Annotated in this window: 28 protein-coding genes and 1 pseudogene; 8 read left to right on the forward strand and 21 right to left on the reverse strand. The window is 65.7% G+C overall.

Features of this window, described 5'->3' with window-relative positions; all coding sequences use genetic code 11:
• Together NCCP691_RS21420 and pal are read right to left on the reverse strand one after the other, a co-directional pair.
• Window positions 1–163 (reverse strand): annotated as a pseudogene (locus NCCP691_RS21420) (phosphate ABC transporter substrate-binding protein PstS); the annotation flags it as partial.
• 140 nt (window positions 164–303) lie between these two features.
• Complete coding sequence (gene pal / locus NCCP691_RS16025) at window positions 304–816, reverse strand: peptidoglycan-associated lipoprotein Pal (protein WP_220809566.1); 513 nt, start codon at window positions 814–816, stop codon at window positions 304–306.
• A 235-nt stretch (window positions 817–1051) separates the two neighbouring features.
• Here pal and NCCP691_RS16030 point away from each other — a divergent pair, with 235 nt between their 5' ends.
• Window positions 1052–1390 carry an ArsR/SmtB family transcription factor gene (locus NCCP691_RS16030; protein ID WP_220809567.1) on the forward strand — a complete coding sequence of 113 codons (339 nt, stop codon included), beginning with the start codon at window positions 1052–1054 and terminating at the stop codon, window positions 1388–1390.
• A gap of 66 nt (window positions 1391–1456) precedes the next feature.
• Here NCCP691_RS16030 and NCCP691_RS16035 read toward each other — a convergent pair whose 3' ends face one another.
• Complete coding sequence (locus tag NCCP691_RS16035; RefSeq protein ID WP_220809568.1) at window positions 1457–1645, reverse strand: YgaP family membrane protein; 189 nt, start codon at window positions 1643–1645, stop codon at window positions 1457–1459.
• Window positions 1646–1809: 164 nt separating this feature from the next.
• Here NCCP691_RS16035 and NCCP691_RS16040 point away from each other — a divergent pair, with 164 nt between their 5' ends.
• The 4 genes from NCCP691_RS16040 to NCCP691_RS16055 are packed head-to-tail and all read left to right on the forward strand — an operon-like array spanning window position 1810 to window position 4303.
• Window positions 1810–2304 (forward strand): YeeE/YedE family protein, encoded by a 495-nt coding sequence (locus NCCP691_RS16040; RefSeq protein ID WP_373870368.1) that lies wholly within the window; start codon window positions 1810–1812, stop codon window positions 2302–2304.
• A 10-nt stretch (window positions 2305–2314) separates the two neighbouring features.
• Window positions 2315–2752: a YeeE/YedE family protein gene (locus NCCP691_RS16045; RefSeq protein WP_220809570.1), complete on the forward strand. Its 438-nt coding sequence runs from the start codon at window positions 2315–2317 to the stop codon at window positions 2750–2752.
• A gap of 18 nt (window positions 2753–2770) precedes the next feature.
• Complete coding sequence (locus NCCP691_RS16050) at window positions 2771–3595, forward strand: sulfite exporter TauE/SafE family protein (protein WP_220809571.1); 825 nt, start codon at window positions 2771–2773, stop codon at window positions 3593–3595.
• Between the two features lie 15 nt (window positions 3596–3610).
• On the forward strand, window positions 3611–4303 hold the full coding sequence (locus tag NCCP691_RS16055; RefSeq protein ID WP_220809572.1) for an MBL fold metallo-hydrolase: 693 nt from the start codon (window positions 3611–3613) through the stop codon (window positions 4301–4303).
• A gap of 19 nt (window positions 4304–4322) precedes the next feature.
• Here the strand turns inward: NCCP691_RS16055 and NCCP691_RS16060 are convergent, their stop codons facing one another.
• The 7 genes from NCCP691_RS16060 to NCCP691_RS16090 all read right to left on the reverse strand — a co-directional run bounded on the left by NCCP691_RS16060 (window position 4323) and on the right by NCCP691_RS16090 (window position 13701).
• Window positions 4323–6956, reverse strand: coding sequence for a bifunctional diguanylate cyclase/phosphodiesterase (locus tag NCCP691_RS16060; protein WP_220809573.1), 2634 nt, complete (start codon window positions 6954–6956; stop codon window positions 4323–4325).
• Window positions 6957–7040: 84 nt separating this feature from the next.
• Window positions 7041–9095, reverse strand: coding sequence for an ATP-dependent zinc metalloprotease FtsH (gene ftsH / locus NCCP691_RS16065; RefSeq protein ID WP_220809574.1), 2055 nt, complete (start codon window positions 9093–9095; stop codon window positions 7041–7043).
• Window positions 9096–9247: 152 nt separating this feature from the next.
• The gene (locus NCCP691_RS16070) at window positions 9248–9865 is read right to left on the reverse strand and encodes a cation efflux transmembrane domain-containing protein (RefSeq protein ID WP_220809575.1); all 618 of its coding nucleotides are present in this window, start codon (window positions 9863–9865) and stop codon (window positions 9248–9250) included.
• 53 nt (window positions 9866–9918) lie between these two features.
• Entirely contained in the window at window positions 9919–10698 is a 780-nt protein-coding gene (locus NCCP691_RS16075) for a DUF2145 domain-containing protein (RefSeq protein ID WP_238482468.1), read from the reverse strand.
• A gap of 37 nt (window positions 10699–10735) precedes the next feature.
• On the reverse strand, window positions 10736–11176 hold the full coding sequence (locus NCCP691_RS16080; protein ID WP_220809577.1) for a hypothetical protein: 441 nt from the start codon (window positions 11174–11176) through the stop codon (window positions 10736–10738).
• A 27-nt stretch (window positions 11177–11203) separates the two neighbouring features.
• Window positions 11204–11644, reverse strand: a complete 441-nt coding sequence (locus NCCP691_RS16085) for a YiaA/YiaB family inner membrane protein (RefSeq protein WP_309295123.1) — start codon at window positions 11642–11644, stop codon at window positions 11204–11206.
• A 113-nt stretch (window positions 11645–11757) separates the two neighbouring features.
• On the reverse strand, window positions 11758–13701 hold the full coding sequence (locus NCCP691_RS16090) for an MFS transporter (RefSeq protein WP_220809579.1): 1944 nt from the start codon (window positions 13699–13701) through the stop codon (window positions 11758–11760).
• 113 nt (window positions 13702–13814) lie between these two features.
• Between NCCP691_RS16090 and NCCP691_RS16095 the strand changes: the two genes are divergently transcribed.
• Window positions 13815–14546, forward strand: coding sequence for a helix-turn-helix domain-containing protein (locus tag NCCP691_RS16095; protein ID WP_220809580.1), 732 nt, complete (start codon window positions 13815–13817; stop codon window positions 14544–14546).
• Here the strand turns inward: NCCP691_RS16095 and NCCP691_RS16100 are convergent.
• Window positions 14535–15083: a YaeQ family protein gene (locus tag NCCP691_RS16100; RefSeq protein WP_220809581.1), complete on the reverse strand. Its 549-nt coding sequence runs from the start codon at window positions 15081–15083 to the stop codon at window positions 14535–14537. The genes NCCP691_RS16095 and NCCP691_RS16100 overlap by 12 nt on opposite strands.
• Window positions 15084–15168: 85 nt before the next feature.
• On the opposite strand from NCCP691_RS16100, the gene NCCP691_RS16105 reads away from it, so the two are divergent.
• Together NCCP691_RS16105 and NCCP691_RS16110 are read left to right on the forward strand one after the other, a co-directional pair.
• Complete coding sequence (locus NCCP691_RS16105; RefSeq protein ID WP_220809582.1) at window positions 15169–15744, forward strand: DUF1415 domain-containing protein; 576 nt, start codon at window positions 15169–15171, stop codon at window positions 15742–15744.
• A 259-nt stretch (window positions 15745–16003) separates the two neighbouring features.
• On the forward strand, window positions 16004–16342 hold the full coding sequence (locus NCCP691_RS16110; RefSeq protein WP_220809583.1) for a hypothetical protein: 339 nt from the start codon (window positions 16004–16006) through the stop codon (window positions 16340–16342).
• Between the two features lie 21 nt (window positions 16343–16363).
• Here NCCP691_RS16110 and cysM read toward each other — a convergent pair whose 3' ends face one another.
• The 10 genes from cysM to hisC all read right to left on the reverse strand — a co-directional run bounded on the left by cysM (window position 16364) and on the right by hisC (window position 26169).
• Complete coding sequence (gene cysM, locus NCCP691_RS16115) at window positions 16364–17266, reverse strand: cysteine synthase CysM (protein ID WP_220809584.1); 903 nt, start codon at window positions 17264–17266, stop codon at window positions 16364–16366.
• Between the two features lie 81 nt (window positions 17267–17347).
• On the reverse strand, window positions 17348–18271 hold the full coding sequence (gene rfaE1, locus NCCP691_RS16120) for a D-glycero-beta-D-manno-heptose-7-phosphate kinase (RefSeq protein WP_220809585.1): 924 nt from the start codon (window positions 18269–18271) through the stop codon (window positions 17348–17350).
• Window positions 18272–18307: 36 nt separating this feature from the next.
• Window positions 18308–19483 (reverse strand): lipopolysaccharide assembly protein LapB, encoded by a 1176-nt coding sequence (lapB, locus tag NCCP691_RS16125; RefSeq protein ID WP_220809586.1) that lies wholly within the window; start codon window positions 19481–19483, stop codon window positions 18308–18310.
• Between the two features lie 23 nt (window positions 19484–19506).
• Window positions 19507–19821, reverse strand: coding sequence for a LapA family protein (locus NCCP691_RS16130; RefSeq protein ID WP_220809587.1), 315 nt, complete (start codon window positions 19819–19821; stop codon window positions 19507–19509).
• 146 nt (window positions 19822–19967) lie between these two features.
• The gene (locus NCCP691_RS16135) at window positions 19968–20273 is read right to left on the reverse strand and encodes an integration host factor subunit beta (protein WP_220809588.1); all 306 of its coding nucleotides are present in this window, start codon (window positions 20271–20273) and stop codon (window positions 19968–19970) included.
• Between the two features lie 15 nt (window positions 20274–20288).
• The gene (gene rpsA, locus NCCP691_RS16140) at window positions 20289–21995 is read right to left on the reverse strand and encodes a 30S ribosomal protein S1 (protein WP_220809589.1); all 1707 of its coding nucleotides are present in this window, start codon (window positions 21993–21995) and stop codon (window positions 20289–20291) included.
• 125 nt (window positions 21996–22120) lie between these two features.
• Window positions 22121–22798, reverse strand: coding sequence for a (d)CMP kinase (gene cmk / locus NCCP691_RS16145; protein ID WP_220809590.1), 678 nt, complete (start codon window positions 22796–22798; stop codon window positions 22121–22123).
• Window positions 22799–22819: 21 nt separating this feature from the next.
• On the reverse strand, window positions 22820–24145 hold the full coding sequence (gene aroA / locus NCCP691_RS16150) for a 3-phosphoshikimate 1-carboxyvinyltransferase (RefSeq protein ID WP_220809591.1): 1326 nt from the start codon (window positions 24143–24145) through the stop codon (window positions 22820–22822).
• Window positions 24146–24160: 15 nt separating this feature from the next.
• Window positions 24161–25060 (reverse strand): prephenate dehydrogenase, encoded by a 900-nt coding sequence (locus NCCP691_RS16155; protein ID WP_220809592.1) that lies wholly within the window; start codon window positions 25058–25060, stop codon window positions 24161–24163.
• Between the two features lie 2 nt (window positions 25061–25062).
• A complete protein-coding gene (gene hisC, locus NCCP691_RS16160) occupies window positions 25063–26169 on the reverse strand; it encodes a histidinol-phosphate transaminase (protein ID WP_220809593.1) in 1107 nt (368 codons plus the stop codon).
• Between the last annotated feature and the right edge of the window lie 24 nt (window positions 26170–26193).

Below are 26193 nucleotides of genomic sequence, written 5' to 3' on the forward strand. Positions count from 1 at the left end.
TCAGGCCGGTGCCGGTGGCCTTCTTGTATTCCTCGGCCCACTTCGCATAGATCGGGTACGGGAAGGTCGCGCCGGCGCCGGTGATGTCGGCGGCGATCGCGTTGTTGATGAAGCTTGCTCCGGCGGCGATGGCCATCGTGGCAAAGAATTTGTTCAGTCGCATTTTCACTCCAGCAGGGTCAAGAAAAGAGTGAGCGAACTGTAATGCCCGATTGTTACGTGCGCATGACGCCTGGAACAGGCGGCAAACAAAAAAGGCCTGCGAAAACGCAGGCCTTGCAGGAACGCTCAGACGCCCGTCGGTCAATAGGCGATATCGGCGCGGCGGTTCTCGGCCCAGGAAGCCTCGTCGTGGCCGGTGGCCTTCGGCTTTTCCTTGCCGAAGGACACGGCTTCCATCTGCGACTCCGCGACGCCCATCAGCGCCAGCGACTTGCGCACCGCTTCGGCACGCTTCTGGCCGAGCGCCAGGTTGTACTCGCTGCCGCCGCGCTCGTCGGTGTTGCCCTGGATGACGATCTTGCGGCCCTTGTTGGCATTCAGGTACTTGGCGTGGTTATCCACGACCGGACGGCCATCCTCGCGGACGACATAGCTGTCGTAGTCGAAATAGACGCTGCGCTTGGCCAGCGCGCCCTTCGGATCGTTCAGCGGATCGGAAGCGACGTTGAGCGGGGCGACGGAACGGGAATCGGCGGTCGCGGAAGCCGCGGCGGCGCCGGCATTGGCATCCTTGGTTTCGCTCAGCGGGGTGGAAGAACAGGCAGACAGCAGAATTGCCCCGGCGGCGACGCCGGTCAACAACAGAGAACGCATGGTTTTTTTCCTTGAGACAGTACGAAGATGAAGGCAAGGCGGGCGAATCATCCAGCCCCGACGGTGCCAACAGGCAATGATGACGCGAATGGCCGGCTCATGCAAGATTTTGCACGCCTCGCGTTGACAATCCGTCCACTCGCGCCATGCGTGGCCATCGCCGTGGCAGAACCGGATCAGCGTCTTTCATATAATATGTTTTGATTAAATGATTCGCGCCGCGACACCCGAGAACATGCCATCCACCGAATTCGATATCTCCGACCTGCAGCAAGCCGCCGGCAAGGCGAGTGGCTTGCTGAAAGTCCTGGCGAACCCGGACCGCCTGATGCTGCTGTGCCAGATGACGCAGGGCGAATTTTCCGTCGCCGAACTCGAGGCGCTGACCGGGATCCGGCAGCCCACACTTTCGCAACAGCTGACCGTCCTCCGTGAGGAAGAAATGGTCCATACGCGGCGGGAAGGCAAGCAGATCTTCTACAGCATCGCCAGCAAGGAAGCGATGGCGGTCATGCAGGTGCTCTACGAGCTGTATTGCGGCGGCAAGGGAAGCCGCAAGGGGCGCGCGAAGTAGGGTCTGCCGGCGCCCCTTCGTCAGGCGGCGCCGGCGCCTGACGATCGGGAAAGCATCCGCTTTCGCTCACTTCCTCTCGCAAGTCCGCAAGCCGAACGGCAGATACGCCGGGCAAAACCGGAACACCCCGGTCAGCAAGGGAACGACTCCCAGCCACCCCCATGCGCCGATCTGCCCCGACAAAGCGGCGAGGATCAGGCCCGCGCCCAGCACGATCCGCAACACGCGGTCGACACCACCCACATTGGCTTTCATATCTTTTCTCCACAAGCGTGACGCCGGCGTTGCATGTATCCGTCCGGCCCCCGGCGCTTCAGCCAAACGATCTATTGATTTATATATTCAATGCTTATATATTGTAAGCGTTGCCGGGATCCGGGGCGCCGCGTTCTCGCCGGCGCGAGGAGCAACGGATTCTTATCGTATCGACGCGCCGGGGACGAAAGCGGCGCAAGCCATCGGGGAGGCCGGACATGACCATCGACTGGACACACTTCACGCCATGGACCTCGCTCGCGGGAGGCCTGATGATCGGCCTCGCGGCGGCGATGTTCCTGCTCTTTAACGGACGCATCGCGGGCATCAGCGGCGTGATCGGCGGACTGTTGCGGCCCGCCGCCGGCGATGTCGGCTGGCGCCTGGCCTTCCTGGGCGGCCTGGTTGCGGCACCCCTTTTCTTTGCGCTGCTTGCGCCACTGCCGGATGCGCGGGTCGATGCGGACACGGCGACACTCGTCGTCGCCGGCCTGCTGGTCGGCATCGGGACCCGCTACGGATCGGGCTGCACCAGCGGCCACGGCGTCTGCGGGCTCTCCCGCCGCTCTCCGCGCTCGCTGGCCGCCACCGCCGCCTTCATGTCCGCGGGTTTCGTGACGGTCTATGTCACGCGCCACCTTCTTGCACAAGCCGGATAAGGGGCCGCGCATGCACATCCTGATGTCTTTTGCCGCCGGACTGGTTTTCGGGCTCGGCCTGATCCTGTCGGGAATGACCGATCCGGCCAAGGTGATCGGATTTCTCGACCTCGCCGGCGAGTGGGATCCATCGCTTGCCTTCGTCATGGGCGGCGCGGTCCTGGTCGGCGCCTTCGCATTCCATCGCGCCGGCCGCCTCACCCGCGCATGGCTGGGCGATGCCTTCCGCATGCCGGGCGCGACCAGGATCGACCGTCGCCTCGTACTCGGAAGCCTGACCTTCGGCGTCGGCTGGGGCCTGGCCGGCTACTGTCCCGGTCCGGCGCTCGTATCCGTGTCGCTGGGGGGAAAGCCACTGATCTTCCTTGCCGCGATGCTGGCGGGGATGCTGATTCACGACATCCAGGACAGGCTGGTCTCGGCCCGTTCACGCAGCATCAGCGGGTAATCGGGAAGGAGCGGATCGATGTCCACCATGCTTGCACTCGGCGCCACGGTCGGCCTGATCATGGCGCTCACGGGCGCCGGCGGCGGAATTCTTGCGGTGCCGCTGCTGGTCTTCGGCACCGGGCTCGCCATGCCGGCCGCGGCGCCGGTGGCGCTGCTCGCGGTGGGCCTGGCGGCGGCGCTTGGCGCTGTCCTCGGCCTCGGAGCGGGCATCGTGCGCTACCGCGCCGCCTTTCTGATCGCCGCCGCGGGTGCGGCATGCGCACCGCTCGGCGTGTGGCTTGCGGGCCGCGTGGACGGGACCTGGCTCGGGTTTCTGTTTGCGTTCGTGCTGTTCTTCGTCGCGTTACGCGCGTGGCGCCAGGCGTCGGCCTCGCCGGACCGGGAACCGCGGGCCGGTGCCGGCGCGCCGCCATGCGTGACAAGCGCCGCCACAGGACGTTTCCTCTGGTCGATGCGCTGCACCCGCGCGCTCGCCGGCGCGGGCTCTCTCGCGGGCCTGCTTTCCGGTCTCCTCGGTGTCGGCGGCGGCTTCGTCGTCGTGCCCGCGATGGGCCGGTACACCAGCCTTGCCATGGAATCCATCGTGGCCACATCGCTCGCCGTGATCGCGCTGGTATCCGTCAGCGGCGTGGCCTCCAGCATGGTCGCCGGCAGACTGGACTGGGGGGTCGCCCTGCCCTTCTCCGCCGGCGCGCTGGCAGGCATGCTCGCCGGGCGCCGCGCGGCCGCTCGCCTGGCCGGAGCATGGCTGCAGAAGGGTTTCGCCGCGGTGTCGGCGGTGGTGGCTGCCCGCATGCTGTTCGATGCATTCGCCTGGCGCGTGTCCAATTTTCCGACCTGACCTGAAGGAGCAAACATGCAACCGATCCAGCTTTTCGACCCGGAGTCGTCAACCTGCACCTACATCCTGCGCGCCGCGCGCGGCAACGAAGCGGTGATCATCGACCCCGTCGACCGGCAGTGGGAGCGCGACCTGCAGCAATTGCAGCGCCTCGGACTGACGCTCGTGGCGATACTGGAAACCCATGCACATGCCGATCACATCACCTCGGCCGGACAACTGCGGCAGGTCACCGGCGCGCGCGCGGCCGCGCCGGCCGCCTGCGGGATTGCGCCGGCCGACCTTCAGCTGCAGGACGGGGATGTGATTCGCTTCGGCGACGGCGAAGAAATCAGGGTGCTGCATACGCCCGGACATACCGCCGGGAGCATGTCCTATGTCTGGCGCGGCAATGCATTCACCGGCGATGCGCTGCTGATCGACGGCTGCGGACGCACCGACTTCCAGGGCGGCAGTGCCGAGGCATTGTACGACAGCGTGACCGGCAAGCTTTTCACGCTGCCGCCCGAGACCCTTGTCTGGCCGGCCCACGACTACAAGGGACGCGCAGCCTCGACCATCGGCTGGGAGCGTGAGCACAATAGCCGCCTGGCCCACCGGGACCGCGCGGATTTTGTCGACCTGATGGGCCGGCTTGACCTGCCGAAGCCCAGGCTGCTGGAGGTGGCCGTGCCGGCCAACCGGAATCTCGGCCTTCCTCAGGGCTGAGCAGGGCTGAGCGCGCCGCTCACACGCGATGCGTGAACATCGGCTGCGACACCGAGGGCGGCAGCGGACGCGATATGTAGAAACCCTGCGCCTCGTCGCAGCGCAGGGCCTTCAGCGTCTGCAGCTGCTCGCGCGACTCCACCCCTTCGGCGACCACCCTCATGCCGAGCGCATGGGCCATGGTGATGATGGCGGTGAAAAGCACCCTGCCCTCGTTCGACCGGTTCAGCTCGCGGGTGAAGGCCCGGTCGACCTTGAGCACATCGAATTCGAGCCGCTGCAGCTGCGCCAGCGACGAATAGCCGGTGCCGAAGTCGTCCACCAGCAGCGCGATCCCCATCTTCTGCAGCGCATGCATGGCGTGGATGACTTCTTCGCCGCCATCAATCACCGACGCCTCGGTGATCTCCAGCTCGACGAGGTGGGGCGGCACGCCGTGGCGGTCGATGGCTTCCTTCAGCACGCGCAGGATTCTGCTGTCGCGGAAGTGCTTGCCCGAGACATTGATCGAAACCGGCACCACCGCCTGCCCGGTGGTGGCCCAGAACGCGAGCTGGGCGCAGACCTTGTCGAGGACGAGTTCCCCCAGCTCGACGATCAGGTCCCTTTCCTCGGCAAGAGGAATGAACTCGTCCGGGCCGACGATGCCCCGGGTGGGATGCGCCCACCGGACGAGCGCCTCGAAACTGCAGGTCGTACCCGTCGCGACCTCCACCCGCGGCTGATAGTAGACGACGAACTGGTCATGCTCGATCGCGTGAACGAGTTCGAGTTCGCGGCGGTGCCTGTCGCGGATCGCGTCGGAGAAGCGCTGGTCGAAGAAGCGGTAACCGTTCTTGCCGCTGGTCTTGGCCATGTACATCGCCGCGTCCGCCGCCGCAAGCAGCGTTTCCGCGTCCCCGCCATCCTGCGGGTACATGCTGATGCCGATCGAGGCGCCGATGGTGCGCGAGCCCTTGATGGTCCTGAACGGCCGCCTGAAGGCGTCGAGCGCACGTTCGGCGACGGCGGCCGCTTCGGCGGGGCCGCCTATCCTCTCGAGCAGGACGAGGAACTCGTCGCCCCCTATCCTCGCGACCGGGTCGCGCGGGCGAACCGCATCCCTCAGGCGCCGGGCCACGTGGCGCAGCATGTCGTCTCCCGCGTCATGACCCATGGTGTCGTTGACGGCCTTGAAACCGTCGAGGTCGATGAACAGCAACGCCAGGCGCAGGCCGTGTGATGCGCAGTCCTCCGCCGCCTGCGGCAGGTAGGTATTGGCCCAATGGCGGTTGTGCAGGCCGGTGAGCACGTCCTCGTTGCCGCGCCGCTCAAGTTCCTGCAGGTGTAGCCGGGCATCGGTGACGTCGCGCATCGTGACCGCGAGGTCGCCGTCGGGCCGCACCACCCGCAAGTGGAACCACCGCTTCGCGCGCAGTCCGAGCTGCGAGGTATCGAGGTCTTCCTCGTACAGGCCGCGCTCATGCGCCGTCGTCAGCAGGGCCGTGAGCTGTTGCGCCGCGCGGGTGTGAAACAGGTCGCCGATATGGAAGCCGACGAGTTCCTCGCGGCGCAAGCCCAGCATGTCGGCGGCGCGCGCGTTGCAGTCCTCGATGCGGAAATCGCTCTGGCCGCCGGCATGCACCCGGGGACGGGCGATGAAGAAGCCGTCGGCTCCGCTTTCGGTAGCGGTGCGATAGGTGGCGCGCACCCGGTCCAGTTCGCGCTTGCGCGTATGCAGCCGCCTGCTGGCGATGCCGCCGCCGATGCCGAGCAGCATGAACGCCGCCGTCAGCGCGATCGCATTGTTGATGGCAGCGCGACGATAAGAGACGAAGCCGGCGAGCGCGGTCTCGCGGTCGAGACCCGCGACGATCGTCATGTCATAGCCGGCGGTCCGCTGCCAGCTGACGAAACGGGCACGGCCATCGGAAAACCAGCCGCCGCTTTCGACCGCGGATCCGCTGTTCTCGGAGAAGACGCGCACCGGACCGACCAGGGGCCTGTCTTCGGGAAGGAATACCTTGTCGCCGACCCGGGCGAGCCGGGTCTCGTTATCCGGCCCAAGGATGCCGAGAAACCCGTATTTTCCGAGAGCGACGTCGTCGTAGCCGGCCATGAAGTATTCCGGTTTCGCCGACAGCAGCACGACGCCCGCGAAGCGCCCGTCGGGGTCCGCGAGGCGCCGGCTGAAGGGAATCACGTGCTGGCCCGAAAAATGTCCTTCCGTCGCCAGGCCGACGAACAGTCCGCGACCGCCGGGACTCTCCGCGTGGACACGAAAGAACGGCTCGGTGCGGACATTGGCATCGCGCGGATCGGGAATGGTGCTGGTCAGGAGGCGGCCGTTGCGGCCGACGATGGTGCCGTAGAACGCCGCTTCATGCCCGCGGCCGGCCTCGAGCCCGAAACGCTCGAGCCTGAACTCCGCCGGCGACGATTCCCATCCATGCTTGATGTAGAGGGTCATCTGATCCAGCGCCTCGAGCGAGCGGTAGAGCTGGCCGGCGTAAGACCGGGCATGCAGGGCGACTTCCTGCAGCGCCACCCCGCGCGCGCGCTTCTCTTCGTCCTGCAGGTGCACTTGCAGCAGTCCCCACAGCAGGAGGCTCAGCACAAGTGCCAGCACAGGCCAGGCCAGATACGGCGTCCATGATTTCCACGCGTAACGCATGCTTCGGATGTTCCGGTGTCGGATAGAGCATTGACACCGGCATCGCCGCGAAGTTGAACGCCGGCCGCGCGTCCCTGTCGGGCGTCAAGCCTGGGCGCGGTCGCGGCCGCGTCCCGCCACCACGGCCAGCGGGCGGCTTTCGAGCGGCGGCGCGGGCGGCAGGCCGGTCACTTCCAGGATTTCCCGCTCGTCCAGCGTTTCCCGCTGCAGCAGCGCGTCCACCAGCGCGTCGAGTGCGGGCCGGTGGGTCGCGAGCAGGCGGGTTGCGTCGCGGTGGCATGCCTCGATGATGCGCTGCACTTCGAGATCGATCAGGCGCGCGGTCTCGTCGCTGAACGGCTTGTCGCCGCCGAAGCCGCCACCGCCGCCGAGGAAGGGGTTCTGGCGCGACGCCAGCTGCACCATGCCGAGCTTGTCGCTCATGCCCCAGCGGGTGACCATGCTGCGTGCGAGACCGGTGGCCTGCTCGATGTCGTTTTCGGCGCCGGTGGTACGCGTGCCGTAGACGATTTCCTCCGCCACGCGCCCGCCCAGCATGCCGACGATGCGCGCACGCAGATAGGCTTCCGGATAGTTGTAGCGGTCGGTCTGCGGTCGCTGGTAGGTGACGCCGAGCGCCTGTCCGCGCGGCACGATGGTCACGCGGTGCACCGGGTCGGCGCCCGGCACCAGCAGGCCGAGGATCGCGTGCCCGCTCTCGTGATAGGCGATGCGCTCGCGGTCCGCCTCGGACAGCAGGATCGGCCGCTCCGGACCGAGCACGATCTTTTCGAGCGCGTCGACGAAGTCCTTGTGCCGGACCTGGTCCTGCTCCCGGCGCGCGGCCAGCAGTGCGGCTTCGTTCACCAGATTGCGGAGGTCGGCGCCGGCCAGCCCGGGCGTGGCCGAGGCCAGCTCCGTCAGCCGCACGTCCGGCGCCAGCGGCACCTTGCGGGTATGGACCTTGAGGATGGCTTCGCGGCCGGTCTTGTCCGGCAGGTTGACCACCACCCTGCGGTCGAAGCGGCCGGGGCGCAGCAGGGCCTTGTCGAGCACGTCGGGCTGGTTGGTCGCGGCCAGTACGATGATGCCCTCGCGGCTGGAAAAACCGTCCATCTCGGTCAGGATCTGGTTGAGCGTCTGCTCCTGCTCGCTGGAGCCGCCGATGGCGACCTGTCCGCGCGCGCGGCCGATCGAGTCGAGCTCGTCGATGAAAATGATGGCCGGAGCGCTTTCGCGCGCCTGCCTGAACAGGTCGCGCACCCGCGCGGCGCCCACGCCCACGATCATCTCGACGAACTCGGCCGCGCTCATCGAGAAGAACGGCACCCCCGCCTCGCCCGCCACCGCGCGCGCCAGCAGCGTCTTGCCGGTGCCGGGCGAACCGACCAGCAGCACGCCCTTGGGCGCGGCGCCGCCGAGCCGGGTGTACTTGTGCGGATCCTTGAGGAAGTCGACCACTTCCACCAGTTCGTTCTCGGCCTCGTCGATGCCGGCGACGTCGTTGAAAGTTACGCGCGAGTCCTGCTCCTGGTCGTAGCGGCGCGCCTTGCTCTTGCCGATGCCGAACAGTCCGCCACCCATCGCGCCGCCGCTCTGCTGCGCCGCGCGCCGGTACAGCCAGACGTAGAAGGCGATGATCAGGATGGCCGGACCGAAGCCGAACAGCAGCGTGCCGAGCGCGCTGCCCTCCTGTATCGGCGTGGCGCTGATTTCCACCTTGTTGTCGATGAGGAATTGCTCCAGTCCCGGATCGACGAAAGCCGGCAGCGTGGTGGTAAAGGTGTTCGAGGTGCGGCTCGGCGGCGTGGCAAGCAGGCCCTTCTGCTGCGCGGGCGGCTGCGCGTCCTTGGCCTCGCCCTGCTGCTGCGGCGGCCAGGTGACCGCGTTGTTGAAGCGGCCTTCGATGCTGTCGCCCTGGCTGTAGATGGACTTGACGTTGCCCTTGGCCGCTTCCTGCTTGAAGACGGTGTACGGCACGGTCACCGGCGCGTCGGCGCCGGGAAAGAAGGTCTTCATCAACACATAGTTGACGAACAGGATGATCACGAAGATCAGCCAGGCCTTGCGGGGCGGCATCCGGCTTTGCCCGGCTTTGCCGCCGGGCAGGGCAGTCTTGTTTTGCGGCTTGGCCGCGCTGGGTCTGGTCTCGCGTTTCATCACAGTCATCCGGGGAACAAGGGTGAGACCTCGCACCGGGAGGGCTGGTTTCCGCCCTCTTGCTCGTTCGGCAAGGCATTGCCGGAACTTAAGGCGCCGGCGCCGGAAAGAACATGACCTGAGTCAAAACCCGCACAAGCGGCCGGTCGCCTTCAAGCCGCCCGCAGCTCCACGCGCGCCTGGCCGATCACGGATTTCGCCGCGCTCAGTCCGAGCAGGGCCATGATGCTCGCCACCACGATATCGGGCCAGCCGGCGCCGGTGCCGAATACGCCGAGCGCCGCCAGCATCACCGCGACGTTGCCGATCGCATCGTTGCGCGTGCATAGCCAGACCGAGCGCATGTTGGCATCGCCGTTGCGACGGCTGAAAAGCAGCACCGCCACCAGCAGATTGGCGCACAGCGCCAGGAACCCGGTGGCGCCCATGGTCACATGCTCCGGCACCGTGCCGCTGACGGCATGCCAGATTGCGGCGCCCAGCACGAACAGGCCGTAAGCGCCCATGGTGACGCCCTTCCACAACGCGGTGCGCGAACGCCAGACCGCCGCCATGCCGAGCACGAACAGCGATACCGCGTAGTTGGCCGCGTCGCCGAGGAAATCCACGGCGTCGGCCAGCAGCGAGACCGAGCCGGCCGCGACGCCGCTCACGATTTCGATGCCGAACATGGCGGCATTCACCACCAGGGCGATCCACAGGATGCGGCGATAGGCCGGGTCGACCGGCGGACGGCTGGAGGCGCAGCCCCCGGAACAGCAATCCGACATCTTTTCCTCCTTCTTCAGATACCGGCATTGGAAACCCTGTAGCCGCTACAGAGTCAAGTCCCGTCCAGCCGCAGCACCTGCACCGGGCCGCCGAGACCGGACCGGCCCAGCCAGGCGAACACCGATTCCACCGTCACCGTCTCGATCCGGTCGGTGAAGCGTTGCGCATCAGGATGGTCGTCGAAGGCGACATTGGCCGCGGCCACGCGCCCGCCGAGCCGGGTCAGCGCGCCGATCCTCAGCATCGCCGGCTGAAAATCCTGCCACTGCAGCCATGCCTGGGCGCGCTGCCGGGTGGCGCCATCCGTCATCGCCGCGGCCAGGGTCTCCGCCGCCCACTGGTTGGATTGCTGGTACTTGCGGCCCCAGGCAAAGCTGACGATGCTGTAGGGTTTGTGATGCAGCGCCAGGGCGCGCGGCTCGTCCAGCAGCAGCGCGTACAGCTTGTCCTGCACCGGCGCGGCCGGCGCCACCCAGGCCGCCTCGAATCGCCACAGGTCGTCGAGGAAGAACTCGGCCAGTCCCTGGCGATACATCGCCGACTCGGCGCTGCCGCAGTGGTTGAGCTTGTGCAGCACCCGCCAGACATGACCGCCATGCCCGTCCGGCTGCCGATACGCGAAACCGAGATGGGAATACCTCAGCCCGTAGCGGGACAGGTCCTGCCCGGCGCGTGCCAGCAGCACCACCTTGTGGCCGCTGGCATCGAGCGCATGCAGGGTGCGCTCCGCCAGCCTCAGGCCGCGCACCACCGTCTCGACCGCCGGCTTTTTCTCTTCGCAAGACCTTCCGGCGTGGGCCGGCGGCGTGCCGAGTGCGGCGAGCGCTAACATGGCGACGCCCAGAATCGAAGTGAGTCTCATCGCGGCCTCAGTCGGTCAGTCGTTCGTTATGCACCAGCGCCCGGCCGATCGCATTGGGCAGGAAGGCAATCGCTTCGCCGGCCACCGACAGCACGGTGCCGGCGCCGATCACGCTCACCGTCACCGTGCCGCCCACCGCGATCGCGGACGCGCCCACGCCCTTGCCGACGATTTCCACGCTGGCGCGGGCGCCGTCCGATGCACGCTCCAGCACCAGCACCACGCCGCGTGCGCTGCTCTCCACCGCCTTCACCACCAGGACCGCCCCGGAGACCGACAGCGCGGCCGGGACGGCGATCACGGCGCCGGCGGCGCTGGCGCCGACGACGACCGAGGCCAGCGGCAGTGCTGAGAGCGCGCTCAGCGCCGATGCGTCGCCATGTGCGGCCGCGTTGCCGGAACCGAGCAGGTGCAGGGCCAGCACCGATGCGATGAGGGATTTCTTCATGATGTCTCCTTTGCGTGAACGGCGGGCTTACAGCGTGGCGGCCGCTTCGGCGCGGTCGGCTTCATGCTTGTCGCGCAGGGTCTTGGCCAGGGTGAAGGCGGAGCTGACCAGGTAGAGCCACGCCACGCCGAGATAGGCCTTGTAGGTCTCGTTGATCGCCATGCGCATCAGTCCCCAGGCGGTCAGGGCCATGGCAAGGAAGAAGCCGGCCCAGACCACGTACTTGAACAGCGGCGTATCGCTCGTCCGGCCCTCGATGCGCGCCTGCTCGTTGTCGCGCACCAGCTTGGCCAGCACGAAGACCTTGGTCAGGCAGAAGAGGTAACCCATGATCATGAACACCCGGTCCAGGTCGGTGCCGGGCAGCCAGGCGAGTCCGGTCCCGCACATCAGGGCCGCCAGGCCGAAGGAAATCCAGACCTGCAGCTGCCAGGCACGGCTGTCGCGGTGAATCAGGGTGGTTTTCATGTTGCTCCTCACAAGAAGTGGATGAGTCTTCATTGTGAGGAGAGGGCGCGTAAAAAGCACAGGAATACTATGCCGGTCGCGCTCCGAAAGCTTATCGGTATCGTTTTGCGATACTACTTCCCGTCCAGCAAGGCGGCCACGCGCTGCTGAAGCAGTTCCGGCCGGGCCTCACCCGCGGCGACCGGGCCGCCGATATTAAGTCCGACCCGGCTGAAGATGCCGCGCCGGAACGGCCGCACCATCGCCACCCGCTCGCCGTTGACCTGTTCGATGCGGCTGAAGAAGGAGCCCCAGAGATTGGTCAGCGCCATCGGCACCACCGGCGGGTCGATGCCGTCGGCGCGCGCGCGCTCGAGGATCTTCACCACCCCGCCCTTGAACGGCTGCAACTTGCCGTCGCGGGTGATGCCGCCTTCGGGGAAGATCGCCAGCAGGTCGCCTTCCCTCAGCACCCGCGCCGCTTCCTCGAACGCACGCTCGTATGCCGCCGGGTCGTCGCCGCGCGGCGCGATCGGGATCGCCCTGGCCAGCCGGAACAGCGCGCCCAGGACCGGGATGCGGAAGATGCGGTGGTCCATGATGAAATAGATCGGCCGCGGACTGGCCGCCTTCATCAGTATCGCGTCGACGAAGCTGACATGGTTGCAGACCAGCACCGCCGGCCCGGACGCCGGGATGTTCTCGTCGCCCTGCACTTTGAAGCGGTACATGAAATGCGACATCACCCAGGCCACGAAACGGAGCAGGTATTCCGGCACCAGCAGGAAGATGTAGCCGGCGACCACCGCGTTGGCGAGGGCGACGAACAGGAACACCTGCGGAATCGTCATCCCGGCCTTGATCAGGGCGCCGACGATGACCGAGCTGGCCACCATGAACAGCGCATTGACGATATTGTTGGCGGCGATGATGCGGGCGCGGTGCGTCGGCTGGGAGCGAAGCTGGATCAGCGCATACATCGGCACGCTGTAGAGCCCGGCCGACAGGCTCAGCAGCGCCAGGTCCGCCATCACCCGCCAGTGCGCCGGCTCCGCGACGAAGCGCGCGATACCCATCACCTCGGAGGCGGGCAGGCTGCGCGAGGCGAAATACAGGTCGGTGCCGAACACGCTCATGCCGATCGCGCCGAGCGGCACCAGGCCGATTTCCACGTGGCGCCGGCCCAGGCTTTCGCACAGCAGCGAGCCGGACGCGATCCCGATCGAGAACACCACCAGCAGAAGCGACGCCACCTGCTCGTCGCCATGCAGCACCTCCTTGGCGAAGCTCGGGAACTGGCTGAGGAAGACCGCCCCGAAGAACCACATCCAGGAGATGCCGAGCACCGAGCGGAACACCACCAGGTTCTGCCGCGCCATCATCAGGTTGCGCCAGGTTTCGCTGACCGGATTCCAGTTGATTTTCAGGTCCGGGTCGGTGGCAGGCGCCTTCGGGATGAACTGCGCGGCGAGGCGGCCGAGCACCGCCACCAGCACGCAGGCCACGGCCACCTGGAGGCGGCCGATCTCCGGCACGGCGATCAGCAGGCCGCCGGCGATATTGCCGAGCAGGATGGCGACGAAGGTCCCCATCTCCACCATGCCGTTGCCCCCGGTGAGTTCGCGCTCGTTGAGCGCCTGCGGCAGATAGGCGAACTTGACCGGCCCGAACACGGTCGAGTGCAGGCCCATCAGGAACACGCAGGCCAGCAGCACCGGCACGTTCCCGGCGAGGAAGCCGTAGGCCGCCAGCGCCATGATCAGGATCTCCACATTCTTCACCAGCCGGATGATCGCGGTCTTCTCATACTTGTCGGTGATCTGGCCGCTGGTGGCCGAGAACAGCAGGAAGGGCAGGATGAACAGCGCGCCGATCGCCAGCCCGGCCAGCGCCGGCGGCAGCCAGGCGACCTGCAGCTGGTAGGTCACCATGACGGTGAAGGCGAACTTGAAGAGATTGTCGTTGGCCGCATTGGAAAACTGCGTCCAGAAGAAAGGGGCGAAGCGGCGCTGCCTCAGCAGGGCAAACTGATTCGGGTGGCCGGCTTCCGTCTCCCTGTGCTGCACGGTCTGATTCATGGTCTTTCCCGGTTCGTGGAATTGCAGCGAATATACCTTCTGTCATCCGGGCGGGAAACAATTTCTGTACCATTGGTATCCGCGGCTACCCGCAGTAGCAGGAAACGATACCAATGACCACCAGCGCCCACCTGATCGCCGCCCTGAAGGAAGAACTCAAGGACGCCCGGCTCACCTATGCCGGCCTCGCCAGAAAACTCGGCATGGCCGAGTCGAGCATCAAGCGCATGTTCGCCCGCGGCGACATGCCGCTGTCGCGCGTGGATGAGATCTGCGTCGCGCTGAAGATAGACTTCGCCGATCTCGCGCGCCGCGTCGCCGATGCGCAGCCGCTGCTGGCCGAGCTGACGCTGGCGCAGGAGAAGGCGGTGGTGGCCGACAAGAAGCTGTTGCTGGTCGCGATCTGCGTGCTCAGCCAGTGGACGCTGGAGCAGATCGTCGCGAGTTACCGCCTGGACGAAGCCGAGGCCATCAAGTATCTGGCGCAGCTCGACCGCATCGGCATCATCGAGCTGCGTCCGCTCAACCGCTACCGGCTCAAGCTGGCCAAGACCTTCAGCTGGCGTCCGCACGGGCCGGTGATGAACTTCTTCCGCGAGCACGCGCTGCATGATTATTTTTCGGGCGGCTTCGATCGCGAGGATGAAGCCCTGGTGCTGGTGCACGGATCGATCGGCAAGAGCCAGGCGCCCGCCTTCGTCGAACGCCTGCAGCGGGTCGCGCAGGACTTCGCGCAGCAGCACCAGACCGACCAGAAGCTCGCCATGCAGCACCGCGAGGGTTATACCCTGCTGCTGGCGATGCGTTCCTGGGAATTCGAAGCCTTTACCCGTTTACGCCGCTGACGGCGCCATCAGCACCCGCGGTTCGATCTGCACGCTGCGGCTGCCGTCGCCCAGCCACACCTGGCCGTCCTGTATCGTGCATTGCAGGCGCATCGTGCGCTGGGCGAGCTGCGCCAGCTCCTGGGTCGACGCCGACGGCAGGCTGACGACGGTGAGATTGCGCGCCCGCTCCAGCTTCGGCCCCGCCTGGTTCCACCACACATGGCTGGCGCCGCCATAGCAGTACACCATGACCCGCTCGGCGCGGCCGCAGGCCTTGAGAATGCGTTTTTCATCCGGCTGCCCGACCTCGATCCACAGGGAGATGGCGCCCGTCAGATCCTTCTGCCACAGGTCGGGTTCGTCATCGGTGGACAGCCCGCGCCCGAAGGCAAGTGCTTCGTCGGCATGGAGCGCGAAACAGAGCAGGCGCACCATCATCCGTTCGTCTGTCTCCGACGGATGGCGCGCGAGCGTCAGTGCGTGGTCGCCGTAGTGGTGACGGTCCATGTCGGCTACCTGGAGGTCGGCCTTGAAGATAGTCGCTTTGAGTGCCATCGTTGCTTGCGGTTTTGCGGGAGCGGCAAATGTACAGCAAAGCCCGGCGATCGGGGCGATAATCGCTGCTTTGCCCACGCGGGTCATGGCCATTCTCGAAGACAGCAAGGACACCGCCGCCATCGTCGCCGCCACCCGGCACTGGCTGGAAGCGGCGGTCATCGGACTCAATCTCTGCCCGTTCGCGAAGTCGGTGCACATCAAGGGACAGGCGCGGCACGCCGTCAGCGACGCGCGCACGCCCGAGGAATTGCTCGGCGATCTCGTCGCCGAACTGCAGCGGCTGCACGCCACGCCGGCAGAGGAGACCGACACCACGCTGTTGATTCATCCCTGGGTGCTCGGCGACTTCCTCGACTACAACGCGTTTCTCGATGTCGCCGAAGCGGCGGTGGACGAGCTGGGGCTGAGCGGCGAATTGCAGGTGGCCAGTTTCCATCCCGACTATCAGTTCGCCGACGCCGGCGCCGACGATATCGGCAATTTCACCAACCGCTCGCCGTATCCGATCCTGCACCTGCTGCGCGAAGCCAGCATCGACCGGGCGGTCGCGGCCTTTCCCGATGCCGAGGAAATCTACAGCCGCAATATCGAGACGATGCAAAGGCTCGGCCTCGATGGCTGGAAGGCCCTGATGGCGGCGCCGAAAGACGAAAAATAACTTTTCCGCAACTCAGGAACCGCCTGTCGCCACTTATGTCTGGAAGCGATGGGCAGCGTCGGGCCTGGCATCAACAAAAATGTTGCCCCGTTGGAATTTTTTAACTATATTGCAGTTGTGTAATTTGCCATTGTCGCACGGACATGTTTCGTTACATAAATGAAACATTTTTCCGGCGGCAGATGGGTTAAGCTGTACAGCAATCTTGCAATGTGGAATTATTAAGACTCTGACTATTCTTTCAGGCAATATCGACACCATGGACCAGAACGAGACAAGCCCCCGCCCCAGCACACGCCTGGCAGACCAGGTCAACTACGATCCGAACAACCTGCTCGACGCGCTGATCGAGAAGCTGAACCTGAAGAACGATGCCGCACTGTCGCGGGCGCTGGAAGTGGCGCCGCCGGTGATCAGCAAGATTCGTCACCGCCGCCTGCCGGTCGGGGCTTCGCTGCTGATCCGCATGCACGAGGTGAGCGACCTCAGCATCAAGGAACTGCGCAACCTGATGGGCGACCGCCGCGACAAGTTCCGCATCAGCGACAAGCAGTTCAAGCCCAAGGATCTGCCGGCATCCCGGCAGGACGAAGAGTAAGACGTCGCCGCACTTCCCTGTTCAGGCAGGGAAGACGCCGGTAGACAGATAGCGGTCGCCACGGTCGCAGACGATGAAGACGATCGTCGCGTTTTCGACCGTGCGCGAAATCCGCAGCGCGACTTCGCAGGCGCCGGCCGCCGAAATGCCGCAGAAAATCCCCTCTTCCACCGCCATCCGGCGCGCCATGTGCTCCGCCGTCGCCTGGCTGACGTACTCCAGCTGATCCACCGCCGACTTGTCGTAGATCTTGGGCAGGTAGGCTTCCGGCCACTTGCGGATGCCGGGAATCTGCGATCCCTCTTCCGGCTGCGCGCCGATGATGCGCACCTCGGGGTTTTTCTCCCGCAGATACTTCGACACGCCCATGATGGTCCCGGTGGTGCCCATCGCGCTCACGAAGTGCGTGACCCTTCCTTCGGTGTCGCGCCAGATCTCCGGTCCCGTCGTCTCGTAATGCGCGAGGGGATTGTCGGGATTAGCGAACTGGTCGAGGATGATGCCGCGGCCTTCGCGCTGCATCTGCTCGGCCAGGTCGCGCGCATATTCCATGCCGCCGGTCTTCGGGGTGAGAATGATCTGCGCGCCGTAGGCGGCCATGCTTTGCCGCCTTTCCTCGCTCAGGTTCTCCGGCATCAGCAGAACCATTTTGTAACCGCGCATGGCTGCCGCCATGGCGAGGGCGATGCCGGTATTGCCGCTGGTGGCTTCGATCAGGGTATCGCCGGGCTTGATCTCGCCGCGCGCTTCCGCGTGCTTGATCATCGACAGCGCCGGCCGGTCCTTGACGGAGCCGGCGGGATTGTTGCCTTCCAGCTTGCCGAGGATGACATTGTTGCGGCGCGCCGCGTCCTCGCCGGGCAGGCGCCTCAATTGCACGAGAGGCGTATTGCCGATGGTGTCTTCGATAGTCAGGTAAGGCATGTGGATCCGGCTGCGTGAGATTCAAAAAAAATACATTCTAATCGCAGTCGGCGCACCACGTACGCCACCGGAACCGTCGCTTCAGCCTTCCAGCTCTTCGCGGGTGACGGTGGCGGTTCCCAGCTTGCCGACCACGACGCCGCCGGCCCGGTTGGCGACCTCCACCGCGCGTACCATCGGCATGCCGGCGGCAAGCATGACGGCCAGGGTGGCGATCACGGTATCGCCCGCGCCGGACACATCGAACACCTCGCGCGCGAGCGTGGGAATATGCAGGGTCTCGCTGGCGGTGTAGAGAGACATGCCCTCTTCCGAGCGCGTGAGCAGCAATGCTTCCAGCCCCAGTTCTTCGCGCAGCGCATGCGCCTTGCGGCTGAGATCGTCCTCGTTCTTCCAGCCGCCCACCGCGAGCCGCAATTCGGACTTGTTGGGGGTCAGGACGCTGGCGCCGCGATAGCGGCTGAAATCCTCGCCCTTGGGATCGACCAGCACGCGCTTGCCGGCCGCACGCGCGGCATCGATCATCTGCGCCACGTTGACCAGGCTGCCCTTCGCATAATCGGACAGCACCACGAGGTCACTCGCCGGCAGCAGTGCGTTGTACTGCGTGAGCTTGTCGCGCAGGATCTCATCCGTGGGCGGCGCTTCGAAATCGACACGCAGCAACTGCTGCTGGCGCCCGATCACGCGCAGCTTGACGATGGTGGCGATGCTGGGATCGCGGTTCAGGTTTCCCTGTATGCCGGTCTCCGCCAGCAGGCGCTGCAGCGCATCGCCCGCCTCGTCCTGCCCGACCACGCCGAGCAGGCTGACCCGGGCGCCGAGCGCGACCGAGTTGCGCGCCACGTTGGCGGCGCCGCCAAGCCGGTCTTCCCGGCGCACCACCCGCACCACCGGCACGGGCGCCTCGGGCGAGATGCGATTCACATCGCCGAACCAGTAGCGGTCGAGCATGACGTCGCCGGCGATCAGCAGGCGTGGAGAGACTTCCGGCAGTTTCAGCATGGGGCGTATATATCCTTGCGAGGCGGCGGCAACCGCTCAGTTCATCACGTTGAGTTCTTCGGTGCGGCGCGGCGGGTAGGATTCCCAGCGGCTGCAGCCGGGACACTGCCAGTAGAACTGGCGCGCCTTGAAGCCGCAGTGGCTGCACTGGTAGCGCGCGAGCTTCTGCGCATAGCCATGCACCAGGTTCTTGACCAGCGACAGCTCCGAGCGCATCTCGGGCGGCGCTTCCATCAGCCGCGCCTCCAGCAGCTTGTCGAGGCCGAGCAGGGTCGGCGTGCGCCGCAATTCGTCGCTGACGAGCTGATTCGCCGCTTCCACGCCGTCAAGGTCGAGCACGGCCTTGAACACCACCTCGAGCAGGTCGATGGACGGCGCTTCGGCGAGGTAGTTCTTGAGCAGGTTGACGCCCTCCTGCGGCCGGCCGATGGCGCGGTAGCCGTCCATGAGCCGCTGCGCGACCAGCGCCGCATGCGGCAGGCTCTGCTGCTCCACCTTGCGCCAGGACGCGAGCGCGGTCTCGACATCGCCCTTGGCCAGATGCGCGTCGCCGGCCAGAATCGCGGCGCGCACATTGCTGCGGTCGGCGGCAAGCGCCTTGTCCAGCAGCGCGAGGGCGGCGTCGGGACGCGTCTGCACCAGTTCGTCCTGCGCCAGCTCGCAATAGAACTGCGCGATTTCCTTCTGGCGGGCGCCGGCGCCCGATTCCTGCAGCCCGCGCGCGGCGTCGATCGCGCGCGTCCATTCCTTCTCGCGCTGATAGATTTCCAGCAGCATGCGGCGGGCCTGGGCGCCGTACTGGGTGTCGGTGAGCAGGTTGAACGTCTCTTCGGCGCGGTCGAGCAGGCCGGCCTTCAGGTAATCCTGGCCAAGCTCGTACTGCGACTGCAGCTTGTATTCCTGCGGCAGGTCGGGGCGCGCCAGCAGGCTCTGGTGGACGCGGATCGCGCGCTCGATCTCGCCCCGGCGGCGGAACAGGTTGCCGAGCGCGAAATGCAGTTCGATGGTTTCAGGATCGAGGGTGACGATCTCGATGAAGGCGTCGAGTGCCTTGTCCGGCTGGTCGTTGAGCAGGAAATTCAGCCCGCGGAAATACCCGCGCGGCAGGCTGCGCGACTCCGACACCACGTGGCGAATGTCCACGCGGGCGGCCAGCCAGCCCAGGCCGAAGAAGAAGGGGATGGCCAGCAGCCACCAGGTTTCGAATTCCATGCGCTGTTCGTTTTATGGTCTTGTTATGAATTGATGACGCTGTCCGGCTGCGGCGGCCGGACGCGGACCTGCATCTGTGCGGCGCGCTCCTGCTCCAGGCCGGAGACCTGTCGGCGCAGGCCGGCAAGCTCGCGCCGCAGACGCACCAGGGTGGGCATGATCGCCAGGATGCCGAGCGCCGCGCCGGCGCAGAAGAACCCAAGCAGCAGCAGCACCAGCGGGCCGCGCATTTCGTAACCGAGGAAGTAGCGTAGCGCAACCTCCTGCGTGTTCTTTAGCGCAAATCCAAAGAAAAGAACGAAGAGTATGACCGCGACAATCCGGAAGACGATTTTCATTGAGCGGGTCCCAGGTCCATGCGTGCTGCGGGAAAGAATGAACCGGAATTGTACGTGAAAAGAAACGCCCGACCCGGCGGCCGGGCGTGGCGAGGCCGAAAAAAAAACGGCATCCGAAGATGCCGTTTTCGTGTCCGCAAACGATCTCAGTCGTCGCTCAAAGGCTGGCCGACCATGGCGTCGACCCGCTCCCGCAACTCCTTGCCGGGCTTGAAGTGGGGCACCCGCTTTTCGGGCACCATCACCTTGTCGCCGGACTTCGGATTGCGGCCGATGCGCGGCGGACGCCAGTTCAGGGCGAAGCTGCCAAAGCCCCGGATCTCGATGCGCTGCCCGTTGGACAGCGCATCCGCCATCGCGTCGAGTATCGTCTTGACCACGAAATCCGCATCCTTGGCTACCAGATGCGGAAAGCGCTCGGCAAGACGTGCAATCAGCTCCGACTTGGTCATTTACGGTGCCGTGCCTTATTGCTTGTTGTCGAGCTTGGCCTTCAGCAGAGCGCCCAGGCTGGTGGTGCCGGAAGCTGCGCTGGAGTCCGCGGACATCTTCTGCATGGCTTCCTGGGTCTCGGCGTTGTCCTTGGCCTTGATCGACAGCTGGATGCTGCGCGACTTGCGATCGATGTTGATGATCATCGCTTCGACCTTGTCGCCGACCTTCAGGTGGGTACCCGCATCTTCCACGCGGTCGCGGGAGATTTCGGATGCACGCAGATAGCCTTCGACTTCATCAGACAGCTGGATCACGGCGCCCTTCGGCTCGACCGACTTGACGGTGCCGGTCACGACCGCGCCCTTGTCGTTCATCGCAACGAAGTTGTTGAACGGGTCGCCTTCGAGCTGCTTGACGCCCAGCGAGACACGCTCGCGCTCGACGTCGATCGCCAGCACGACGGCTTCCAGCTCGTCGCCCTTCTTGAACTTGCGCACGGCTTCTTCGCCGGCTTCGGTCCAGGACAGGTCGGACAGGTGAACCAGGCCGTCGATGTTGCCCGGCAGGCCGATGAACACGCCGAAGTCGGTGATCGACTTGATCGCGCCGCGGACCTTGTCGCCCTTCTTGTGGTTCATCGCGAAGTCTTCCCACGGATTCGGCTTGCACTGCTTCATGCCAAGGGAGATACGGCGACGCTCTTCGTCGATTTCCAGGACCATGACTTCGACTTCGTCGCCCAGCTGGACGACCTTGTTCGGCGCCACGTTCTTGTTGGTCCAGTCCATCTCGGACACGTGCACCAGGCCTTCGATGCCCTGCTCGACTTCCACGAACGCACCGTAGTCGGTCAGGTTGGTGACCTTGCCGAACAGGCGGGTGCCCTGCGGGTAGCGACGGGACAGGCCGGTCCACGGATCGTCGCCGAGCTGCTTGACGCCCAGCGAGACGCGGTTCTTTTCCTGATCGTACTTGAGGACCTTGGCGGTGATTTCCTGGCCGACGGACAGCACTTCCGACGGGTGACGCACACGGCGCCATGCGAGGTCGGTGATGTGCAGCAGGCCGTCGATGCCGCCGAGGTCAACGAACGCGCCGTAGTCGGTGATGTTCTTGACGATACCGGTGACGATGGTGCCTTCCTTCAGGGTTTCCATCAGCTTCGCACGCTCTTCGCCCATCGATGCCTCGATGACTGCGCGGCGCGACAGCACGACGTTGTTGCGCTTGCGATCCAGCTTGATGACCTTGAATTCCAGGGTCTTGCCTTCGTACGGGGTGGTGTCCTTGACCGGACGGGTGTCGACGAGCGAACCCGGCAGGAAGGCGCGGATGCCGTTGGTCAGAACGGTCAGGCCGCCCTTGACCTTGCCGTTGACGGTACCGGTGACCAGCTCGCCGGATTCCATGGCCTTTTCGAGCGCCAGCCAGGATGCCAGGCGCTTGGCCTTGTCGCGCGACAGGATGGTGTCGCCGAAACCGTTTTCCAGCGATTCGATCGCAACGGTGACGAAGTCGCCGATCTGGACTTCGACTTCACCGTTGTCGTTCTTGAATTCTTCGATGGGGATGAATGCTTCGGACTTCAGGCCGGCGTTCACGACGACGAAGTTGTAGTCGACGCGGACGACTTCAGCCGAAATCACTTCACCGTTCCGCATGTCCTGACGAGTCAGCGACTCCTCGAACAGGGCTGCAAAGCTTTCGGAACCAGTGGATTGTTGTTGCGCAATAGACATAGATAAGAGAAGGTTTTGGCCAGCAGTGATGGTGTCTGTTCAAATCACCGGCTGGGTCAGGTTAATCAACACCCGCACAGGCTTTGCGCCGGGGCGGGCACCAATCGGACTACATCACGCCACGCTCATGCGTGCCGTTTTACTGCCGCGTACCATTTGAGCACCTGCTCGACGGCTTCATCAGCAGTCATCCGCGAAGTCTCCAAGATGTGCGCTCCTTCCGCCGGTTTCAATGGGGCGACGGCGCGTTGCGAATCACGCTCGTCACGCTCCCTCAAATCCTTGAGAAGGTTGGCCATATTAGCAGCAAAACCCTTGCCAATCAATTGCTTATAGCGTCTTTCGGCGCGCGCCTCGACGCTGGCGGTCAGAAATACCTTGAGGCTGGCGTTGGGAAAGATCACGGTGCCCATGTCGCGCCCGTCGGCGACCAGTCCGGGCGCCTGGCGGAAGCCGAGCTGCAGTCCGACCAGCGCCCGGCGCACATAGGGCAGCGCGGCGATTTTCGATGCCGTGTTGCCAACTTCCTCGGCCCGGATGGCATTGGTGACGTTTTCATTGGCCAGCCATACCTGGTCGCCGGTGAAGCGGCACGGCAGTTTCTCCGCCAGTTTCGACAGCGCATGCTCATCGTTGAGCGGCACCTCGTGGCGCAGCGCGGACAGCGCCGTCAGCCGGTACAGGGCGCCGGAATCGAGGTAATGGAAGCCGAGCTGTTCGGCCACGCGCTGGGCGACGGTGCCCTTGCCGGAAGCGGTGGGGCCGTCGATGGCGATCACGGGTATCGGGTGGTTCTGGGTCATGTCTGCATCAGGGCGGCTCGCCTACAACAGGTCGTTGCGGGCGATGCGGGTGAATGCCTCGAAGTAATCGGGGAAAGTCTTGGCGACGCACTTGGGGTCGTTGATGCGCAGCGGCGCGCCGCGGCGCAGCGCGCCATCCAGCGACGCCAGCGAAAAACACATCGCCATGCGGTGATCGTCGTAGGTATCGATTGCCGCCGGCTGGATTTGTTCTGGCGGCGTCACGCGCAGGTAGTCCGCGCCCTCCTCGACATCGGCGCCGAGCTTGCGCAGCTCGGTCGCCATCGCCGCGATGCGGTCGGTTTCCTTGACCCGCCAGCTGCCGATGTTGCGCAGCATGCTCGTGCCCTGCGCATGCAGCGCCAGCACCGCGACGGTCATCGCCGCATCGGGGATGTGGTTGAAGTCGGCGTCGATCGCCCTGAGAGGACCGTCGGCGCGCGCTTCTATCCAGTTGTCGCCCAGGGTGACGGCCGCGCCCATGGCCTGCAGCGCGTCGACGAAGCGCACGTCGCCCTGGATGCTGTCGCGCCCCACGCCCTCGACCCGCACCGGGCCGCCCGCGATCGCACCGGCCGCGAGGAAATACGACGCCGACGAGGCATCCCCTTCGACATGGATGACGCCCGGGCTGCGATAGTGCTGTCCGGCGGCGATGGTGAAGGATTGCCAGCCCTTGCGCTGCACCTCCACGCCGAAACGCTGCATCAGGTTGAGCGTGATCTCGATGTAGGGCTTGGAGATCAGCTCTCCGACCACGTCGATGCGCACCGGCTCGCGCGCGGCCATCAGCGGCGCCGCCATCAGCAATGCAGTCAGGAACTGGCTCGAGACATTGCCCCGCACCTGCAGCCGGTGCGAGTGGATGTGCCCGCGCCGGATGTGCAATGGCGGAAAGCCCGGTTCGCCGGTGTATTCGATGTCGGCGCCGATGCCATTGAGCGCATCGACGAGGTCGCCGATCGGACGCTCGTGCATGCGCGCCACGCCATGCAGGCTGAAGTCGCCGCCGAGCACTGCCAGCGCGGCCGTCAGCGGCCGTATCGCGGTGCCCGCGTTGCCCATGAACAGGTCGGCCTGATGCACCGGCAGGACGCCGGCAATGCCTTGCACTTCGTAATCCCGCGACTCGCCCCGCTGCGTCCAGTGCACGCCCAGCTTCTGCAGTGCCATCAGCATGACATGGGTATCGTCGGAGGCGAGCAGCGCGCGGATATCGGTCTTGCCCTCGGCCAGCGCGGCGAGCAGGAGCGTGCGATTGGAAATGCTTTTCGAGCCCGGCAGCTGCACGGTGCCCTGCGCATGCATGGCCGGCTGCAGGTCGAGATGATGAGGATAGTGTTTCATGGACGCATACGGCGCTCAGTCGCCGCCCTGTCTGTTCTGTTTCTCGGCCGCTTCGATGGTGCGTACCCAGTTCTGCCGCGCATGCTGGGCATTCGCGTACACCGCCTCCAGTGCCGCGCCGTCCGCGGCCGCCAGCCGCTCCCGCACGGCTCCCAGCTGAAGCATATAGGCATCCAGCTCGGCCAGCAGCGCGGCGCGGTTGGCGAGCGAGATGTCGCGCCACATTTCCGGGGACGAACCGGCGATGCGGGTGAAGTCGCGGAAGCCGCTGGCGGCATACTGGAACAGCAGGTCGGCGTGGGGCTTGCGCGCGATGTCGTCCACCAGCGCGTAGGCCAGCAGATGGGGGAGGTGGCTCACGGCGGCGAACACCTTGTCGTGCTCTTCCGCCGTGAGACGGTGAATGATGGCGCCGCAGGCGCGCCAGGCGGCGCCCACCCGTTCGACGTCTTCCGTCCGGTTTTCGGGCAGCGGCGTGAGCACCGCTTTCTTGCCGATGTACAGGTCGTCGAGCGCGGCGTCCGGTCCGTTCTGCTCCCGTCCCGCGATCGGATGGCCGGGCACGAATTGCGCGATGCGTTCGCCCAGCGCCTCGCGCGCGGCCGCCACCACGTCGCACTTGGTGCTGCCGGCATCCGTGACGACGGTGCCGGCCTCGAGGTGCGGCAGGATCGAGGACAGGATGGCTCCCGTCTGCGCCACCGGCGCCGCGATCAGCACCAGGTCGGCGCCGGCCACTGCTTCCGCGGCCGAGCCGCAGGCGCGGTCGATGATGCCGAGCGCCCGGGCCCGCGCCAGCACCGGCGCGCTGCGGCCGACACCCGCGACCTCGCGCACCGCCCCGGCCTTCTTCAGCGCGAGGGCAAAGGAGCCGCCGATCAGGCCGACACCGAAAATCGCGATCTTGTCGAACACGGTCAGGACAGCACTTTTTTCAGTGCGGCGATGAAGGCCTCGTTCTCTTCCGGCAGGCCGATGGAGATGCGCAACCACTGCGGCAGGCCGTAGCTGGCGACCGGCCGCACGATCACGCCCTGCTTGAGCAGGGCCAGATTGACGCGCGCGCCCGCGCCGTCGTCGTCGCCGACGCGCACCAGCACGAAGTTGCCGAACGACGGCACATACTCCAGGCCCATCGCTTCGAATGCCGCCGTCAGCTGGCGGTAGCCATCGGCATTGAGCCTGGCGCTGCGGGCAAGGAATTCCGTATCGTTGAGAGCGGCCACGGCCGCCGCCTGGGCCAGCGAGTTGACGTTGAAGGGCTGGCGGATGCGGTTGAGGAGGTCGGTCAGCGGCGGCTGCGCGATGGCGAAACCGACGCGCAGGCCCGCCAGGCCGTAGGCCTTGGACAGCGTGCGGGAGACGATCAGGTTCGGGTACTCGCGCACCCAGGCGATGGAGTCGTACTGCAGTTCGGGCGCCAGGTACTCGTTATAGGCCTCGTCCAGCACCACGACGACGTTCGCCGGCACGCGCGCGAGGAAGGCCGCGATCTTTTCGGCCGGCAGGAAGGTGCCGGTCGGATTGTTCGGATTGGCGATGTACACAAGGCGCGTATCGGCGGCGATCGCAGCAGCCATCGCGTCGAGGTCGTGACCGTAGTCCTTCGCCGCCACCACGATGCCGCGGCCGCCCACCGCCTGGGTCGCGAGCGGATAGACCGCAAACGAATACTGCGCGTACACCACCGATTCCCCCGGCTGCACCAGTGCATGCGCGGCGAGTTCGAGGATATCGTTGCTGCCGTTGCCAAGCGTGATCCAGTCCTGCGGCACGCCGTACCTGGCGCTGATCGCCTGCTTCAGCTCGAAGCCGTTGGCGTCCGGGTAGCGCGCCAGCTCGTCGAATGCAGCCTGCATCGCCCGCCTCGCCGATTCCGGCATGCCCAGCGGGTTCTCGTTCGACGCGAGCTTGACGATCTTCGCCTCATCGAGGCCGAACTCGCGCGCCACTTCCGAAATCGGCTTGCCAGCCTGATAGGGAGCGATTGCACGGACGTAATCGGGACCGAGTTGAATAGACATGGGCGCTTTCCAAAAAGAGTGGCG

Origin of the sequence: Noviherbaspirillum aridicola (genome assembly GCF_019656455.1) — a bacterium.
GTDB lineage: Bacteria > Pseudomonadota > Gammaproteobacteria > Burkholderiales > Burkholderiaceae_D > Noviherbaspirillum > Noviherbaspirillum aridicola.

Bases quoted from the DNA above. Each gene is read 5' to 3' on its own strand.
- lapB (WP_220809586.1), bottom strand. From the start codon at position 19,483: ATGGAATTCGAAACCTGGTGGCTGCTGGCCATCCCCTTCTTCTTCGGC.
- NCCP691_RS16055 (WP_220809572.1), top strand. From the start codon at position 3,611: ATGCAACCGATCCAGCTTTTCGACCCGGAGTCGTCAACCTGCACCTAC.
- NCCP691_RS16050 (WP_220809571.1), top strand. From the start codon at position 2,771: ATGTCCACCATGCTTGCACTCGGCGCCACGGTCGGCCTGATCATGGCG.
- NCCP691_RS16130 (WP_220809587.1), bottom strand. From the start codon at position 19,821: ATGAAAATCGTCTTCCGGATTGTCGCGGTCATACTCTTCGTTCTTTTC.
- hisC (WP_220809593.1), bottom strand. From the start codon at position 26,169: ATGTCTATTCAACTCGGTCCCGATTACGTCCGTGCAATCGCTCCCTAT.
- NCCP691_RS16110 (WP_220809583.1), top strand. From the start codon at position 16,004: ATGGACCAGAACGAGACAAGCCCCCGCCCCAGCACACGCCTGGCAGAC.
- NCCP691_RS16080 (WP_220809577.1), bottom strand. From the start codon at position 11,176: ATGAAGAAATCCCTCATCGCATCGGTGCTGGCCCTGCACCTGCTCGGT.
- NCCP691_RS16045 (WP_220809570.1), top strand. From the start codon at position 2,315: ATGCACATCCTGATGTCTTTTGCCGCCGGACTGGTTTTCGGGCTCGGC.
- NCCP691_RS16030 (WP_220809567.1), top strand. From the start codon at position 1,052: ATGCCATCCACCGAATTCGATATCTCCGACCTGCAGCAAGCCGCCGGC.
- NCCP691_RS16090 (WP_220809579.1), bottom strand. From the start codon at position 13,701: ATGAATCAGACCGTGCAGCACAGGGAGACGGAAGCCGGCCACCCGAAT.
- NCCP691_RS16035 (WP_220809568.1), bottom strand. From the start codon at position 1,645: ATGAAAGCCAATGTGGGTGGTGTCGACCGCGTGTTGCGGATCGTGCTG.
- NCCP691_RS16075 (WP_238482468.1), bottom strand. From the start codon at position 10,698: ATGTTAGCGCTCGCCGCACTCGGCACGCCGCCGGCCCACGCCGGAAGG.
- ftsH (WP_220809574.1), bottom strand. From the start codon at position 9,095: ATGAAACGCGAGACCAGACCCAGCGCGGCCAAGCCGCAAAACAAGACT.
- NCCP691_RS16105 (WP_220809582.1), top strand. From the start codon at position 15,169: ATGGCCATTCTCGAAGACAGCAAGGACACCGCCGCCATCGTCGCCGCC.
- rpsA (WP_220809589.1), bottom strand. From the start codon at position 21,995: ATGTCTATTGCGCAACAACAATCCACTGGTTCCGAAAGCTTTGCAGCC.
- rfaE1 (WP_220809585.1), bottom strand. From the start codon at position 18,271: ATGCTGAAACTGCCGGAAGTCTCTCCACGCCTGCTGATCGCCGGCGAC.
- NCCP691_RS16085 (WP_309295123.1), bottom strand. From the start codon at position 11,644: ATGAAAACCACCCTGATTCACCGCGACAGCCGTGCCTGGCAGCTGCAG.
- cysM (WP_220809584.1), bottom strand. From the start codon at position 17,266: ATGCCTTACCTGACTATCGAAGACACCATCGGCAATACGCCTCTCGTG.
- NCCP691_RS16100 (WP_220809581.1), bottom strand. From the start codon at position 15,083: ATGGCACTCAAAGCGACTATCTTCAAGGCCGACCTCCAGGTAGCCGAC.
- NCCP691_RS16060 (WP_220809573.1), bottom strand. From the start codon at position 6,956: ATGCGTTACGCGTGGAAATCATGGACGCCGTATCTGGCCTGGCCTGTG.
- NCCP691_RS16095 (WP_220809580.1), top strand. From the start codon at position 13,815: ATGACCACCAGCGCCCACCTGATCGCCGCCCTGAAGGAAGAACTCAAG.
- aroA (WP_220809591.1), bottom strand. From the start codon at position 24,145: ATGAAACACTATCCTCATCATCTCGACCTGCAGCCGGCCATGCATGCG.
- pal (WP_220809566.1), bottom strand. From the start codon at position 816: ATGCGTTCTCTGTTGTTGACCGGCGTCGCCGCCGGGGCAATTCTGCTG.
- NCCP691_RS16135 (WP_220809588.1), bottom strand. From the start codon at position 20,273: ATGACCAAGTCGGAGCTGATTGCACGTCTTGCCGAGCGCTTTCCGCAT.
- NCCP691_RS16070 (WP_220809575.1), bottom strand. From the start codon at position 9,865: ATGTCGGATTGCTGTTCCGGGGGCTGCGCCTCCAGCCGTCCGCCGGTC.
- cmk (WP_220809590.1), bottom strand. From the start codon at position 22,798: ATGACCCAGAACCACCCGATACCCGTGATCGCCATCGACGGCCCCACC.